General features: G+C 52.5%; 17 protein-coding genes. 10 read left to right on the plus strand and 7 right to left on the minus strand.

What is annotated here, in order from left to right:
• The first annotated feature begins 30 nt into the window (after positions 1-30).
• Positions 31-1,404: an NAD(P)/FAD-dependent oxidoreductase gene (locus DESMU_RS03225; protein WP_013562164.1), complete on the plus strand. Its 1,374-nt coding sequence runs from the start codon at positions 31-33 to the stop codon at positions 1,402-1,404.
• On the opposite strand, the gene DESMU_RS03230 is transcribed toward DESMU_RS03225, so the two are convergent.
• The gene (locus DESMU_RS03230; RefSeq protein ID WP_148222803.1) at positions 1,401-2,522 is read right to left on the minus strand and encodes an MFS transporter; all 1,122 of its coding nucleotides are present in this window, start codon (positions 2,520-2,522) and stop codon (positions 1,401-1,403) included. The two genes, DESMU_RS03225 and DESMU_RS03230, sit on opposite strands and share 4 nt — an antisense overlap.
• 100 nt (positions 2,523-2,622) lie before the next feature.
• Between DESMU_RS03230 and DESMU_RS03235 the strand changes: the two genes are divergently transcribed.
• From DESMU_RS03235 to DESMU_RS03255, 5 genes are all read left to right on the plus strand, one after another.
• Complete coding sequence (locus DESMU_RS03235) at positions 2,623-3,621, plus strand: ABC transporter ATP-binding protein (protein WP_013562166.1); 999 nt, start codon at positions 2,623-2,625, stop codon at positions 3,619-3,621.
• Positions 3,618-4,430, plus strand: coding sequence for an ABC transporter permease (locus DESMU_RS03240; protein ID WP_013562167.1), 813 nt, complete (start codon positions 3,618-3,620; stop codon positions 4,428-4,430). The genes DESMU_RS03235 and DESMU_RS03240 overlap by 4 nt, the downstream gene beginning before the upstream one ends.
• A complete protein-coding gene (locus DESMU_RS03245) occupies positions 4,430-5,227 on the plus strand; it encodes a YhgE/Pip domain-containing protein (RefSeq protein WP_048078541.1) in 798 nt (265 codons plus the stop codon). Before DESMU_RS03240 ends, DESMU_RS03245 begins: the two co-directional genes overlap by 1 nt.
• Before the next feature lie 61 nt (positions 5,228-5,288).
• Entirely contained in the window at positions 5,289-5,639 is a 351-nt protein-coding gene (locus DESMU_RS03250; RefSeq protein WP_013562169.1) for a carboxymuconolactone decarboxylase family protein, read from the plus strand.
• A gap of 96 nt (positions 5,640-5,735) precedes the next feature.
• Positions 5,736-6,161: a CBS domain-containing protein gene (locus DESMU_RS03255; protein WP_013562170.1), complete on the plus strand. Its 426-nt coding sequence runs from the start codon at positions 5,736-5,738 to the stop codon at positions 6,159-6,161.
• A 13-nt stretch (positions 6,162-6,174) separates the two neighbouring features.
• Here the strand turns inward: DESMU_RS03255 and tsaA are convergent, their stop codons facing one another.
• Together tsaA and DESMU_RS03265 are read right to left on the minus strand one after the other, a co-directional pair.
• Positions 6,175-6,684 (minus strand): tRNA (N6-threonylcarbamoyladenosine(37)-N6)-methyltransferase TrmO, encoded by a 510-nt coding sequence (gene tsaA / locus DESMU_RS03260; protein WP_013562171.1) that lies wholly within the window; start codon positions 6,682-6,684, stop codon positions 6,175-6,177.
• Between the two features lie 18 nt (positions 6,685-6,702).
• A complete protein-coding gene (locus DESMU_RS03265) occupies positions 6,703-7,443 on the minus strand; it encodes a hypothetical protein (RefSeq protein ID WP_013562172.1) in 741 nt (246 codons plus the stop codon).
• Positions 7,444-7,596: 153 nt separating this feature from the next.
• On the opposite strand from DESMU_RS03265, the gene DESMU_RS03270 reads away from it, so the two are divergent.
• A complete protein-coding gene (locus DESMU_RS03270; RefSeq protein ID WP_013562173.1) occupies positions 7,597-8,562 on the plus strand; it encodes an NAD-dependent epimerase/dehydratase family protein in 966 nt (321 codons plus the stop codon).
• Positions 8,563-8,774: 212 nt separating this feature from the next.
• A complete protein-coding gene (locus DESMU_RS03275) occupies positions 8,775-9,983 on the plus strand; it encodes a pyridoxal-phosphate dependent enzyme (protein WP_245526514.1) in 1,209 nt (402 codons plus the stop codon).
• Positions 9,984-9,997: 14 nt separating this feature from the next.
• On the opposite strand, the gene DESMU_RS03280 is transcribed toward DESMU_RS03275, so the two are convergent.
• Positions 9,998-11,104, minus strand: coding sequence for an SLC41A family transporter (locus tag DESMU_RS03280; RefSeq protein WP_245526493.1), 1,107 nt, complete (start codon positions 11,102-11,104; stop codon positions 9,998-10,000).
• Between the two features lie 124 nt (positions 11,105-11,228).
• On the opposite strand from DESMU_RS03280, the gene DESMU_RS03285 reads away from it, so the two are divergent.
• Both DESMU_RS03285 and DESMU_RS03290 read left to right on the plus strand, forming a co-directional pair.
• Entirely contained in the window at positions 11,229-12,431 is a 1,203-nt protein-coding gene (locus DESMU_RS03285) for a potassium channel family protein (protein ID WP_245526494.1), read from the plus strand.
• Between the two features lie 79 nt (positions 12,432-12,510).
• A complete protein-coding gene (locus DESMU_RS03290) occupies positions 12,511-12,966 on the plus strand; it encodes a hypothetical protein (protein ID WP_013562177.1) in 456 nt (151 codons plus the stop codon).
• A 280-nt stretch (positions 12,967-13,246) separates the two neighbouring features.
• Here the strand turns inward: DESMU_RS03290 and DESMU_RS03295 are convergent, their stop codons facing one another.
• Genes DESMU_RS03295 through DESMU_RS03310 form a run of 3 tightly spaced genes read right to left on the minus strand, consistent with a single transcriptional unit; the run spans position 13,247 to position 15,976 of the window.
• Positions 13,247-13,960 (minus strand): hypothetical protein, encoded by a 714-nt coding sequence (locus DESMU_RS03295; RefSeq protein ID WP_013562178.1) that lies wholly within the window; start codon positions 13,958-13,960, stop codon positions 13,247-13,249.
• On the minus strand, positions 13,957-15,399 hold the full coding sequence (locus DESMU_RS07035) for an ATP-binding cassette domain-containing protein (protein ID WP_013562179.1): 1,443 nt from the start codon (positions 15,397-15,399) through the stop codon (positions 13,957-13,959). Before DESMU_RS07035 ends, DESMU_RS03295 begins: the two co-directional genes overlap by 4 nt.
• A complete protein-coding gene (locus DESMU_RS03310) occupies positions 15,389-15,976 on the minus strand; it encodes an ECF transporter S component (protein ID WP_013562180.1) in 588 nt (195 codons plus the stop codon). Before DESMU_RS03310 ends, DESMU_RS07035 begins: the two co-directional genes overlap by 11 nt.
• Positions 15,977-16,204 lie beyond the last annotated feature (228 nt).

Here is a 16,204-nt window from a genome sequence, read left to right on the forward strand (position 1 = left end):
ACCGATATAGGGTCATATGGTGCACCTAACATGGTTAGACGATACGATATATTGGTAATCGGGGGCGGTGCCGCCGGCTTCACCGCCGCTATCACCGCTAAGATCCTTTACCGCGACTCAAAGGTGTTGATGGTTACGAAAACCGATAAATCACCCATAGTATGCGCACTACCCTACGCTATAGCCGGCAACAGACCTCTCGACGACTACCTGATGCCATACAGCTATGCCTCCAGTCTAGGTGTCGAGATACTTGTTGACGAGGTCGTAGACATAGACACGGAGGAAAGGGTTGCGAGAACACGTGGCGGGGAAGAGATACGCTTCGACAACCTAGTGATAGCCACGGGCTCAAGGCCGGAGGCCTACATGGCTGAAGGAGTAGACCTCAAAGGAGTCTACGTCCTCGGCAAGGAGTATAGGGAGGTAGCAGAGCTTAGGGAAGCAGTTAACCGTGACGGGGTCAGGGTCGTCCTCGTGGGCAGCGGTCTCACAACAGCTGAGCTGGCTGACGCCCTGAGCGGCATCCCAGGGTTAACGGATCATGTTAAGAGGTATGTAACCATAGTGTCAAGGAGGAAGTATATTCTCTCAAGGTACTTCGACGAGGAGTTTGCGGAGCTAGCTGAAAGGGAGCTTGAGGCTAAGGGAGTCACCATATATTCCAATACAAGGGTTAAACGCATACACGGCCATGGGAGAGTCGAAGAAGTGGAATTAGACAACGGGGAAGTCGTTAAGGCCGATGTAGTCGTCATCGTCCCCACATGGGTCCCGAACACTGAGCTCGCGTCCAGAGCTGGCCTTGAAATCCGGGGGCGCGGCATAGTCGTCAACGACTACATGAGGACGAGCAAGCCCTACATATATGCTGCAGGAGACTGTGTTGAGAAACGCGACTTCCTCACCAGCGATCAAAGGGATATAAAGCTGGCTACCCTGGCATGCGAGGAGGCACGTAGAGCCATATCGGCGATCAAGGGTGTGACACTGAGTGCCGGGAGGATGGGGAGGATACCTGTCACCGTTACGAGGGTGGGCGGCGTGGTCATGGGTGCGGCAGGCTACATAGAGTCCCATGCCTTGAATGAGGGTATTTCATACATAGTGGGTAAGGCGAGAGCCGTCAACAGGCATCCAGCATGGCTACCCGGTGGCTGCGAGATCCAGGTTAAACTCCTCTTCCTCGAGGATGGGAGGCTGATAGGGGGTCAGGCGGCTGGGCGCTGTAATGAGGTTGCTGAGATCGTTAACTCTATAGCGCTAGCCATACAGGGCTCCCTTAGGGTTGAGGACTTGATAATAGGGTTGCAGCATGGCTCACACCCGTTGCTAACGTACTCACCGGTGATGCATCCATTAATAAATGCAGCTGTTGAAGCATACCTTAAGATGAAGAATTAGAGCCTGCCCATCAGCCGCCCAGCAAGCATCAGCGACAGGCTGGCTGCGAGGATGGAGATCGAGTACCAGCCTATAGCATTAATGTCTGCGAGCACCCTGCCGAGTAGCAGTATTGCGAACCCGGCCACACTGAGACTCGTTGTGAAGACGCCTGAGGCAAGCGACTGAAGTCTCCCCGGTAGCTTCCTGGATATGGATATCACTAATCCCTGCTCAAGCAATGGATATATTGGGATAGCCCACAGCACGCTGACCACCACCGGGTCCCCTAGGTTTAGGAAGACGGCTATGAGAACCGCGTACTCGGCGACAGCGATCATCGCGAGGAGCACTGGGTTCCTATTATCGGAGACCCTGCCTATAATGGGCCATATGGCGGCACCAGTGATTGCAGGTATAGTGTTCACGACTAGACCATATACTACGGGATCGGTGAGCATGGATCTCAAGGCTAGAACATAGTTGCTGAAGAAGAACCTGACACCCGTAAACGACAGCACTGAGGCAAGGAAAAGAGGCCAAACCCTTCCCGCACCATCCACAACCTCCATGAGGCTTGCACCAGGATAAGTCACCTTCCCCGGGTAGGCTGCGTAGACAGCCAGATAGCTCGCTGATACCATGGCTGCAAGCACAGTCATACATGCTGTAAACGAGAGGCTTTCAGCCATGTATCCCCCTATTACTCCGCCTATAGCCCACCCTATGGAGCCCGCCACGGCAATCAAAGAGTATGAGGAGCCCGATGAACCCGTGTAGTGCAGCAGCCCCCCGTACACGTTAGGCGATGCCATGCTTGTCAACACGCCGTACATAAGGATAAGGTAGGGAAGCGATCTAACCCCGCCCATGCCGGCAATGATGAACGGTATGGATGACAACGCGCCGAGCACTATCATTCTCCTCCTGCCAAGCATATCGCCAAGCACGCCTCCTACAACGGAGAAGAAGCCGGGCAGGGTCTCCGATGCTACGAGGAGGCTCATGAACGCGTAGTCGGGTCCCACCTCTATGTAGACGGCGTTCCTTGAAACCACATAGTATGCGCCGCCAACGATCCCCAGCATCAGTGATGCAGCGTAAAACACCAGTAGCACCCTGTCCACCATTACCACCATGCTTCAACGCTAATGCTGAGACATTTAACGAAGCGGTTAAATCCTAAACGCTAAAAAGTTGAAGGTGCATCAATGTATTGATGAAGCGGTGGCATAAGGGTTGGGGAACTACACGGTTATCGCAGAGGATTTGAGGAAAACCTATAAGACCAGGGAGAGGAGAGGACTCCTCAAATCCACAGTGCAAGTCATTGAAGCACTTAAAGGAGTTAGCTTCAAGATTGCACGAGGAGAAGTGGTAGGCCTCCTGGGTCCCAATGGAGCCGGGAAGACGACCACCGTGAAGATCCTTGCCACACTACTCATACCGGATAGCGGGGACGCATGGATCAACGGGTACCATGTCGTGAAGAACGTAGACGATGTGAGACGGAGTATAGGCGTGTTGTTCAGTGTTGAGAAAGGGTTTTACGCTAAGCTAACCGGGAGGGAGAACCTCAGGTATTTTGCCGCACTATACGGGTTACACGGCTCCGAGGCCGATGCCCGTGTCGATGAATTACTTAGGCTACTTGAGTTGGAGAAGCTCGGTGCATCGGACAGGCTATTCGAGGAGTACAGCCTGGGGATGAAGGCTAGACTCGGGTTAGCGAGAGCCCTACTAAGGGACCCACCAGTGTTGATTCTCGACGAGCCCACGTTGGGCCTTGATCCTCCTTCAGCAAGAAAGATAAGGGGCCTTGTTAGGGAAATGGCCAGGAATGGTAAGACAATACTGTATACCACTCACAACATGTTTGAAGCCGAGATCGTGTGCGATAGGATACTCCTCATAGATAAGGGCAGGATAATTGCCGAGGGGACCCCGGGGGAGCTTAAGGATAAGATAGGGGGGAAGAGGACTATTATCGTGAAGGTGAGAGGCGATCCCTCACTGGTCTCAGCTGTACTCAGGGAACTCGGCTTCATGGATGCTGTAGCCGAGAGTAGCGAAGACGATGGTTTAACCCTGAAGCTACTGACCAGCTCACCTGAAGACGATGCAACCATGTTGCTGAGAGAGCTGGTCAGGAGAGGTATCGGGGTGAGTAGCCTCAGGATTGAGGAGCCTACCCTGGAGGATGTCTTCATGTATTTTACGGGGAGGGCTGAGCCTTGAGGGGCTTGTTGGAGGTGGTTAAAGCCGAGTACGTCTTCGTCTACGGCGATGTCCTCAGGAGGAAGAGTGCATTAGTGTCCTTTTTAGCATACCCCTACATGCTCTCAGCCTTCATACTTATAGTGGGTTATGGTGTTGGAGGACTTAACGCTTTCACTGAGAAAACCGGGGTAGACCCGGTTTTATTCTATGTCTCCGGGAGCTACATCATGCTCAGCGTTATGGCTGTCAGCGATGATCTCATGTGGCGCCCTGATTTCGATCACTGGATGGGTACGCTTCCATACGTGCTTCTCTCACCGGTTAGCAGGGCGTACAGGTACATTGCTATACCCTTGCCACGTTTAACGCTCGTGGTGCTGCTTGGTGCGACAAGCGTTATGCCCGTGTTCACGGTTCTCGAAGGGCTTGGAGGGATCCTAGCTGGGTTAATAGTTGTCTTAATTGGAGTGCTAGCCTCCCTTTCATTCATACCGGTGTCGATGCTGGTAATGGGACTACTATACAGGTCGACGGGGGAGAACTGGCGGGTGTTAAACATAGTGAGGCCCCTCCTAATGATACTCATCGGCGTGTATTATCCAAGGCAAATGATGCCCTGGATAGGTCGCTTAGTCACCTATCTGCTCCCGCCAAGCAACTCGGTGGAGGCTGCTCAGAGATTCCTTGCAACTCTCCAACTAGACACATACTCCTGGCTGCTCATCGGTCTCACAGTGGCTCTCTCCATCGTCTACCTACCGGTGGGGATTAAGGGTCTTGTTGCATGGGAGGGGAGGCTCCGCTTAACCGGGGTGAGAACCGAGTGATGGAGACAGCATACCATACTCTCTCAGCCTACTTCAAGGCTGAAATGGTGAGGGAACACGGGTTCTGGATCAGCCTGCTGGGGTTCACACTGTGGGGCTTCCTCTTCATAGGGCCGGTTGTATTGTTCTCGCCGAGCAGCATGCCCCGTTCACTTGTAGCCGGCTACGCGCTGGTCGCGATGACTGTGTTCTCATCGTACATGACTGCTACATGGGATTGGAGCGGGCATTTGAGGTGGATGCTTAGGAGCGGCGTGCTTGAACACGCTCTTGTAGCCGGTAGGAGTATATACGTATACTTCATGGGTTTGCTCCCGGTTAGCTTGATGTGGCTGATGATAGAGGTGGGTGAAATATACTTGTTGCTCACAGTGCTTTACGCGCAGCCGGGCTTCAACATAGCAGACCCCGTGCTACTGGTTGCATCACTAATCATGCTACTGGTGGTGCTCGTGGCTCACAGCTTGATAATAGGTGCATCGGTTCTAGCCTCTGGTACAAGTAGTATTGTGACGGAGTTAATATCCTGGCTCATCCCGATTGCGAGCGGTGGCATGACTCCCCTAGCCTCGATGCCTCCACAGGTGCAGACGCTGGCATTGATGACGCCTTACTCCTACCCGGCTGAACTACTCAGGTACTCCTTGCTCGGGGCCCCCATGGTGCTTCACACAGGGGACGTGTTGCTCTATGGATCACTCTACGCCTCACTATATCTCGCAGCAGCTGTTGCCTCCAATACTCTTGCATTGAGAAACATTAGGAGGCGGGGTGCGCCCTCCATAGGCATGTACTAGGCTCTGCGGGGCCTTAAGGCTTAATAACTCGGAGTCCCATGACAAGGTGCTGGTGGCCTGCATGACCTATAGGGGTGAGCTTGAAAAACTCTCCTCTACACTTATGGAACTAGTATCCAAGGCACCTGAGCTCCAGGGCTTCGTGAAATATATTCAAGAGGCTGAGTCACCAGCCGTGCTAGACGCGAAGACCAAGGAGCTCATATCGCTGGGGATAGCCATAGCCGTGAGATGTGAGCCATGCATTATCTGGCATACTGATGCAGCGTTGAAGGCTGGTGCATCGCTCAACGAGATCCTGGACGTTATAAAAGTGGCTGTCTGCATGGGTGGGGGCCCTGCACTCATGTATGCTTCAAAGGCCTACATCATCGCCAAGGAGTTCGCCTCAGAGAAGCAGGGAACCCTGTGACACCTCTTGTTTTCAAACACGCCTAATTTATAAGTTTCTAAAGCAGATCACAGAAACATAGCCTCCAACACATGGCGTGCGGAGAGGTAGCCCGATATGTCACTTTTCAGAAGAAAGAGGAGCCTACCCTTAAGGATAAGCGACATAATGTCGACTCCCCCTATAACGATAAAGGAGACTGAGCCCGTTGAGAAGGCTGCTAAACTAATGTTCGAAAACAACACGTCCAGCGTTATAGTCGTGAACAACGATGGCGTACTAACCGGCATAGTCACAGCGAAGGACGTGGTCGCCGCAGTAGCCCTCGGCAGGATAGGCCAGGGGATCCCTGTGGGGAGGTTCATGAAGGAGAACCCGTTGACGATAAGCCCTGATGCATCCATAACTGATGCACTGGAGAAGATGAGGGAGTTTAACGTTAGACACCTACCCGTGGTGGATAAGGATAACAGGCCAATCGGCATGGTCAGCGTGAGGGACATAATGGATGTACTTCTCACGCTTCTGAGGATAATAGAGTAAGCCTCCAACCCTGCTAAGGCGTTATGTCTAGACCGGTCTTTTCCCTCACTTTTTCCTCAAGCCTTCTAAGCCATTCAGGTATCCTGAAGCCCACTATGGACCTCCCCTTGTCATATGGCTTTATATCGAGTACAGGTGTGCCATCGTAGAGGTCGAGGCCTCTGACGTAGAGCCTGTCCTCCTCTATTTTCTCAAGCTCCACTATGGTTAAAGCTATAGGGTTCGGTCTATGCGGGCTATCCGTGGCGAACACGCCTACCTCCGGCAACTCCTCAGGCTTCAAGCCCAGCGTCACGAGTCTCCGCGGCTTTACGAGAAGGGTGCTTCTAGCTTCATACGGCACCTTGTGCAGGTATGCTATGATGATCACATGTGAGAAGCCTTCAAGCCCCCTGAGGCCCTGTGAATACTCGGGTAACACCTCTATGTAGCCGCGTACGCTACTCCTATCGAAGACGCTGCGGATTTCCTCATCCCTGAGACTGGTTCTAACATATCCTATAGGCTTCAACACTATCTCCAAGACTCATCCCTCAGCCTGCTACACTGCTGCATGGTTTAAGACACTGCTTCTCAGCCTGCTACACGAGTACGCTACGGCCTGTGCCACTAGTATGGCGCTGCCGAGGAAACCAATGTAGTCGCCAGCCCTGTGTAACCCCACAAGCCTCTCCAGGTCGCCGAGGAACTCGGAGCCTAGTCTACGTAGTTTTTCATCCGTACTCTTCGACTTAGCCAGCCTCTTGACCCCTGCTACTGCCCTGTCGATCTCGCCAACCTGCTTTGAGAGCTCGTCTAGCTCCCCGCGAACTATAGAGACCACCGCAGTATTCAAAGCGTCCACAAGGCTCTTCATCAACAATCCTAGTTCTCCCTCGATCAACCCGTCTACATCGAGCTTTAAGACGGGCACATGTACAGCGTACACTAATACCTCCTCAGGGGTTTCCTCAAGGAGCCTGGGAACCACTTCCAATCCCAATAGCTGTGGCTCTATATCACTGTTGACGATGAGCCTACCCAGTAGTAGCATGTGGAGCTCTGCGTCACGGTATTTAACATGGATGTATGTGCATTCCCCTCGCTTTAGTAATGCCTCCAAGTGATCTCTCAATGCCTCACTGTACTGTTCCCCGGTGAAGTACTTTCCATGGAGCTCCGCCAGCAGGGTTACCTCGAGTACCTGCAGCATCCTTCCCAGAGGTATTCGTGAGGATACCTCCGTTAACCTGTCGCCCAGCTCCAGTTCGACACCGTAGAAGTTTATTTTCACCGTGGGCATCTGGCTCGCCTAGTCTTCGCATGGATTAACACGTAGCCCATTATAAAAATATTTCCCTGTAGGCATGGAAACCTGTGCAGGACTAGTGGTAACTAGGCAACGGTTTTAAACTAGTGAACCAGCTACTACTCCAATGTAGGTGGTGTCGAGGAGATGAGCAGGTTCATCGTGACAGGGGGAGCTGGCTTCATCGGCAGCCACTTGGTAGACTACCTTGTTGAAAGGCTTAGGGCTGAAGAAGTAATCATCATAGACAACTTGTCATCGGGTTCACTAGTGAACATTAAGGGGCACTTGGAGAAGGGTGTAGCCAGACTAGTGGAGGCCGACCTAGTCAGGGAAGGTGAATGGGTGAAGGCTTTCAGGGATGTCGACATCGTGTTTCACTACGCTGCAAACCCGGAGGTAAGGGTTTCCACCGTGGAGCCAAGGATTCACTTCGACAACAATGTGGTGGCGACTTTCAACGTTCTCGAAGCCATGAGGGTCAGTGATGTTAAAGGGATTGTCTTCGCCAGCAGTTCAACCGTGTACGGGGAGCCCTCTGTCATACCGACACCCGAGGATCATCCATTGAAGCCTATCTCCGTTTACGGCGCCTCGAAACTAGCCTCTGAAGCACTCATCCAGGCCTACTGTGAGCTCTACGGGTTTAAAGCCCTTATACTCCGCTACGCTAACATTATAGGTGCTAGAAGCAACCATGGCGTAATAGTCGACTTCATAAATAAGCTCAGAGCGGATCCTTCAAGGCTAGAGATACTTGGCGATGGAACCCAGAGGAAGAGCTACCTCCATGTCAGTGACGCTGTTGAAGCAACCATGCACCTGGTTGCAAGCAGGCTGGGAGCCGCTAGAGGCGCCGAGGTATATAATATCGGTAACAGGGACTGGGTCACTGTAACCGAGATAGCCGACATAGTCGTGGATGAAATGGGGTTGAAGAGTGTGGAATACGTCTTCAAGAGGACTACTCCTGATGGAAGAGGGTGGCCTGGAGACGTTAAGCTAATGTTGCTAGACACCAAGAGGCTGGAGTCCCTTGGCTGGAGGCCGAAGCTGTCCTCAAGGGATGCAGTGAGGAAGGCTGCAAGAGAGGTACTCGGCAAGGAGCACTGAGGATGAGCCGGGATCGCTGGTGCCCGTCCTTGTCATGCTGACCTCCTCCCCCGCCCTAAAGGGGTGAGGGTTCCCCGTTTAGGGGGTTCACTGGTTCCCCTGCATCTCCCCGGGTTTACATCCGTCATCTGCGGGGCAGTCGGGGTGGTAAGCTTTAAAAACCTATAACTATGTTATAACGGGCTGGCCAAGGGTGATGAAACTTGAGGCTAGTGGAGCCAGGTATGCTTAGAGCACGCAAGATAAGGCTCGAAGAGTATCTCAGCCTGCTAGGGAAGATTATCTCGGAGTGGAAGACCCCGGTTATCCGGGCGCCGGGCGGCGTAGTAGTAGATGAGGATTTAGGCGTCTACACGGCGCTACGCGAGTTCGGTGTCAGGTATATCCCGGTAGTCGATGACGCGGGCGAGGCAGGGGGAGAAGTCCCACTCGACCTTCTGGATCCATTCCATGAAGTACGTGGAGGCGGGGCAAGGGTCTACGACTCCGTAGTGGATTTAGTTTCACGGGATCTCCCGACGCCACTGGTAAAGCTGAAGTCCTTGAGCAGGGGAGACGTCAGGGTGTGGGCTAAGCTGGAGTGGTATCATCCTTTCAGCCTGAGCATTAAGGACAGGGTTGCCTGGTACATGCTTCACAGGTTGCTCGAGGAGGAGGGTAATCCACGGAAGCTGTATGAAGCTTCATCAACGAACACTGGCATGGCCCTCGTGGGGCTGGGGAACTACCACGGGGTCAAGGTAAGGGTCTACCTGCCTTCAACGGCTCAGAGGTGCGTCGACTACGTGTTCCAAGCCATGGGTGCAGAGGCGAGAAGGGAGTCAACCCCTATAACGATAGGGATGCTTAACAAGGTCCTCATAGAGGCCTCCAGGGACGGCGCCATCGTATTGAACCAGTTTGAGAACGACTATAATTTCCTCGTACACCTCAGGTACACCGCTAAGGAAGCCGACTACCAGTTAATGAGCATGGGGGTCAGGCCGAGCGCCGTGGTAGCTGGGCTCGGGACAAGCGGGCATTTCTCAGCTCTCTCATTCTACTTTAAACACAGGTATGGACGTGTGAAGACCATAGGTGTTCAACCAGCTCAGGGCTCAAGCATACCGGGTCTCAGAAGGATTGAGACGGGTGTTAAATGGTTGCATAGTGTTGAAGCAGACGAAGTCGTAGATGTCACATTAGAGGAGGCGTTGAAAGGCGTATTGCATGTAGCCAGGGGAGATGGGATAATGCCGGGCTTCAGCTCTGGTGCCGTGGCATACGCGTTGATGAAGCTCGTTGAAAACGGGTCGCTGAGCGGAGACGTGATAGTTGTATTCCCGGACCACGGGTTAAAGTATGTTGAACTACTCGAAGGGCTTCTAGCGGAGAAGTGCGTTGAAGAAGCCCCGCAGAGCTGGCACCAGCCTTATGCTTAGCTGCTTCCAACACTCTAGTGGCCTAGGATGAATCCAAGTATCAATGATACCACGAGGTAACCGTTGAAGTCTGCGAAGGTGGTCATCAACGGGAACACTATGTTGTCTGGATCCCATCCATGCTTGAACGACTCAAGGGTGAGGTACATTGTCGTGAAGGCTGAGAGGAAGTAGACTATGATGAATGATAAGGAAACCACCATTAGGGAGGATGCCCATGTTGACCCACTCCCTGAGGCCAATACGACTACATAGGCTGCAAGCACCGAGGTAAATGTTGCAGCAGCCTCCACCAGGATTCTTCGCCTATATTCACGGTGGGACAGGCGACCCCTTATATGAAGCTCTATGTTCATAATGTTCCCGATGTGCCCCATCGACGCACCTATTAGGGCGTTGAATGCTGGAAGAACACCGAGTACCTCGGGTGCCTTAGCCAGGGTTCCCAGGCTTGATGCAGCTATGAAGCCGCCTAGGCTGCTACCGGAGGCAGCTATAATGGATGATGCCGTGTTCTCCATAACCGGTCTCTCCTGGCGTACTCTAACCAGGTATGTGTAGGCCACTCCAATCGAGGCTACTACGGCTACCACGAAAACCGCTTTAACCAGCTGTGGTAGGGAACCGAGCATTAGGGAGACTGAGAGGAGTGTGAAAGGGGTTAGCGCGTCTCCCACCCCTGTGACGACCACCGCGACGAACCCGGATGGGTCCACGCCTTTCTTGAATAGCGTAATCGTGGAGGCAGTAACCACGGGGTTAAGTATTGCGAACACTATGATTGTTGACGCTGTCACAGCGAAGAGGAGGGAGACCGGATCCATCATAGCCATGTTGAAGACGTATGAGAGAACCGCTCCTAGGATGCTGAGCTCGAGTGAGACTATGAGTGAAACCACGTAGCCTGTAAGCGTGTTGAACAGGTTGAACCTGGTGAAGAAACGCGGCTCAACCTCGCCGAGGTGGAGGGCGGTTGTAAGCCTGTAGCCTATGGCCCCGTAAACGTCTCCACGTAGATCCATTAACCCTGGTATAACTATCATTAGCACTGGGTAAGCGGTCAACAAGTCTATGTTGAAGCGTAGCGTTAACCCTGCTACGACTTCGCCGACCGCAAGCACTAGTAGCGGCACCATCGACTCGGCTAACTCCCTGAGCGTTGCAATCCCCGTACACCTTGAGCACTCTTGCTGATGCTTTTAAGAGGGGTCACGGTATATATATCTAGCATCGAGGAGTTGGGTGGTGTCAAAGAATCTCTCACCTGAGCAACATAGAAGGCTTCACAGTAAATTCACGAAGGTAAAGTATAAGCCGATATCCGTCAGCAACGTATTGAAGACCATTTGGAGCCTCAGCGACATAGGGTTGGACCTAGCCTTCTACGCTTATTTCTCAAAGGACTCTGAGGCAGCTGAACGGGTCCTCGATATAAACAAGATTATTGATGAAAACCTAGCCCAGTTCATAATGCACACGAGCCTAGCCTATGGGAGGACAAGGGAGGGAGCCGAGGCTAGTCTACTAGCATTCTACTATGGATCCGCCGTGGACACAATAGTGGACAGCGTTAAAGACATAGTCTACACGCTTCTAATAGGCTACACGCCCGGCGTATCCTACGAGGAGATAGCGCCGTTAATGGATGGCGAGATCGTTGCCAAGCTGGTCGTAGAGAAGCCTGTAAAGGTACTCGACCTCACCGACGCTTACCCTGTAGACATAGTGCTCAGCATACATGCAGGTAAATGGATGCTGGCACCTGGGCCCGACACTATTATACCGGCTAGGTCAACGATATATGTGAGGGGTTACAGGGAGAACGTGTTAAGGCTGCTCAACGACCACGGGGTTCCCCTCCAGGAGAAGCTTACAGGAGACGAGCTGGATCAAGTCTTGAAAAGAGTCATCGAGTTGAAGGATTACACGAGGCTGATGATAGACCTAGCACACTACACCCTGCTGGAAGCCGATCCAGGCGTCATAGAGGAGGTGGAGGATCTAGAGGTCTACATTGACTGGAGGCAGCTAGACACGTTGAACAAGCTCAAGGAGGTCAGCGGTAAGATAGACCCCGACACCTTCATAGGGCTTTCAATACTGCTTAAGGAGCTCGAGGATATAGCGGATGCCTCGAACACTATAAGCCATATTCCCAGCCTATTAGAAGAGCTCCCCGAACACTACAGGGATGTATTCAGCAAGGTCTTTGAAACCGTGGGGGAGAGAATAAAGACAGTGACCTTGAAGAGAGAGGTCAGCATGGATAAAGTAGTGGCGTGGCTGAGAAAGTACGGTGGCATGGTTCTCGCTGTTAAAATAGGGGATACATGGATAGCCTACCCGTTGGCGAAGAACCCTGCTCTAAGGCCCGGCGACAAATTAGTCATAGCGTATCCAACGGAGTTCGCTGACGAAGTAGGAAGGTTAATCGACAGCCAGGCATAGTGCCCGGATCCCTTTGTGGACTAGAGGCTGATTCTTTATATTCCAAGCCAAGCGTAATACTTATACAAGGTGCCATGTTTTGAAGAGTGATGGAGAGGTCATCGGCTTAGTAGTGATAGTCACGTTAGCGGTTTTCATCAGCATAGCCTTTGCCTTCTGGATCCAGGGCAATCCATTCCTGAACACAGGCATAGACATAGTCGTCATAGCGCACAGCATCGATCCGACAAGCAACGGTTGGCGTATATGGCTAATGGTGGGTAACAAGGGGAGTCAGACAGCCTCCATCGAATACATACTCCTCAATGATAGAGTGTGCAGCGTAACCGTTAATGTGACCCGTGGCAATTCAACAGAGACACATGTGGTCCCAGGTGAGCCAATACCCCTTGAACCAGGTGAATCCGTGGAGCTATCCTTCAACACGAATGATCTGAAGGAATGCAGTGTGACGATCACGCATGGCGTCTACCTGAAGATAACCCTGAGGACAAGCCAGGGAAGGGATTTCTTCAGGGAGTTCACGGTGCCCTGATGAGTGTTTTACAACTAGAAGCCTCTGATTCCATGCAGGGAAGACAGCTCCGCTGAAAGCCCTTCTAAATTTTACGTTTAAGACCGATGGTTCACTCCATGATGCGAGGGAAGAGAATACTTGCCTCCTGATCGGGATCCTGCGATGTTGGGCTCGACTACCATTCATGGCAGCCAGGGTGATAACCCGTGATCCCTGGGCGAGGCGGAAGCCCCTGGATACGGGCGGAAATGAAGAGATGGGAATGGGCGTCTAGAGATAAACGGTAGATGGAGCACTATTAGAATACAGCGTCAAGCATTAGGAGGGAGGCCAGCGTAGCCAGCACCAAGTAGAGGTGTGCGTCCCTCGGCCTCACCACTGTAAGCTCAGCATGCACAGGCTTAACAGGGTACTGGAGCAGGGCCTCCAGCCTACTTCTAGTCGACAAAGCCGCGTGATATATGAGGGGTGTTAGAATAGACCCTTTACTAACCCCCCTGTGCTTTAGGCTCACAGTTGTAAGAGCCTCACTGAAATAGAGGATGGTTAAGGGGAGCTGTGAGAGGGCTAGTGTGAATGCCATGGCTTGATCACGGAGGCCTATGCGGGCTAGGATACCCCTCCACTCCTCCACGGTGATCAACTGGAAGAGCTGGGTGAAGGCGAGGAAGAACGCAACTACCCTGACAGCCCCTGCAACGGCTTCTCCAGGCTGCAGACGGGCTCCTCCGGGTAGCGGGAAGAACATGGTGAGGGCCACACTTATAACGGTGAATAAGGCAACAAGCTTCAACCCGTTTAAAACAACCCTGTGACCCCTGAGCCTTGAGAGAAAGAGTAACTCTACTAGGAGCACTATCGCAGGGTAGATGTAGTAGAGTAGCTGGTTCCCAATGGTTCTCGAGGCAACCAGCAGTAGTATTAGGCCTACAGAATATGTAACCTTGCCCAGTGTGCTGAACCCTGGATCCCTCCTTGACTGGAGGAACATATATGCTAGATCCCTGATCACTCTCTTCCACCCAGTAGTTTACCAGCTATATCAGCATACATCGTTGCAGGCGATGCACCCTGGTTATACTCCTGTAGAACCCCGTTTTCAAGCCTGTACGTCCTGGATCCTGCGGGATACCCCAGCATATCTCTACTGCTCACCGCTATCAGGATAGTCTTACCCAGCCTTGCAAGGCTCTCAGCCAGCTCAACCCTGTCCGTATAGGTTAGCCCTGAGAATGGTTCATCCAGTAGCACTAAGTCTACATCGTCGCGGAGCCCTGCTAGACTAACAGCCAGCTTTACCATTTGCCCGTGGGACAGGTTGAACGGCGGCAATAAGGGATCTATACCCAGCTCCTCGAGAACTCTTTTGCCTTTCTCGAGGCAGGCGGCTCTGTCACCGACTGCTTTACACATGTTCTCGATTTCCCTGGCTACGGATTCCTCAGTGTAGAACAAGTGAATGTTCTGTGGAACATATATGGCTGCACCCCTCCTCCACACTTTTCCTTTCACAGGCTTCAAGTATCCTGCCAGTATCCTGAGCAGTGTTGTCTTACCGGAGCCGTTTCCCCCGTATATGTACGTATAGTCGCCCTCCCGTGCCACGAGGTGTACGCCTTTCAAGAGTTCGACTCCGTTGGTGTTGAACCAGATGTCTTCAGCCTTCAATACCACTGGATCGCTCCTCTCCACGGTGTGGGCACCATCTATGTTTACTGTCCTGCTTAGGCTGCTTTTAGCCCTGTGCTTGAGCATGTGGGCCTCCATAGTCTCATCGACTAGTACACCGTTTCTCAGGATGAGCACCCTGTCCACTATGGTTAGGAGTTGAATGAACCTGTGCTCCATGAATATAAGCGTCTTACCCATGAATCTAAGTGATTCAACGAGCTTTAAGAACTCGTTGACCCCGTTGTCGTCCAGCCACATTAATGGCTCATCGAACACTATCACCTCGGGGCCGGCTATCATGGATTTCGCGACCAGTGCCCTGCGTGCCTGCCCGCCTGAAAGCTCGAAGAAATACTTGTCAAGCAACCCGGATATATTCATGGATTCCACTGCCTTACGCACAGCCCTGCACGCTAGTTCACGGGACCCGTAGAGGCTGTACGCGTAGGCCTCCAGGTCCTGCCTTACAAGAGGATCTATGAAGTACATGTAGGGGTTCTGCCCAACTACATGTATCCTCTTTGCAAGCAACCATGGCTCAGTCTCATCCACCCTTAAGCCGTCTACCACTGCATACCCTTTGAATTCACCCCCGTATACCCATTTAGCCACCCCGTTGAGCACCCTTGCCAGCGTGGTTTTACCCGAACCCGTCCCCCCTACAACCAGTATGCTTTCGCCTCGACGAACACAGAGGTTCACGCCTCTTAGAATCCAGCTCCCTCCCCGGTACCTGAACCATAGATCCCTAAGTAGCACCATGCAGTCATCAGTGTTCATCGAGCACACCAATCCTCTCTAGAACCCTGTACACAGGTATTGTTGCAGCAACCACTATCAGCGACATTGTAGCGTTAAACAATGCTATCACCGGGATATATCCCAGGGTGTATTCATATGCAGCCCGATACGAGTTGAAGACACTGGGGTAAGCCATCATTAGCCAGATCGGTGTCACAGCTAGATTTGCAAGGGTCATCACAATAATCCTGGAGACTGATGCCAGCAGGCCTACCGCAATGTATAATCTCTCGTGTTGAAGCCTCCCGGCCAGCGCCCTATACGATAAGGCGAGAGGCGTGAAAGTCGATAACTCTGCAAGAGTCTTCATCACCATGCCCACTGGGTCTGCTCCAGCGATCACCGAAGCCATATAGTACACGGGAAGAGCTGTGAAAGCCCATTTAAGAGACATCAATCCCAACACGGCGAGGGGGACACCGGAGAAGTCGTATTTGAGGAAGGAGGCTAGGGGGAAGGGGATTTCAAAGAACCTGAGCACTACTGCCAGCGCTGTGAAGCCTGAAACATATACTAGTCTCCGGGATTCCTCGAGCTCTCTCCTCCACGCGCTCACAGCTGACACCGTGAATCCCCGTATTCCAGCGGAGTATTTAATAGGGTTGTTGAACCGTTCACTGACCTCCTCCCCGCCCTAAAAGGGTTTTTCCCGTTTAGGGGGTTCACTGGTTCCCCTGCATCTCCCCGGGTTTACACCTGTCATCTATGGGGCAGTCAGGGTTAGGAATCCCTCACAGGCCACGGAGGAAACCCTGCCTTCATCCCAGCATCCACACAGTATTTA

It is taken from the genome of Desulfurococcus mucosus DSM 2162, from assembly GCF_000186365.1.
GTDB classification, from domain to species: Archaea; Thermoproteota; Thermoprotei_A; order Sulfolobales; family Desulfurococcaceae; genus Desulfurococcus; species Desulfurococcus mucosus.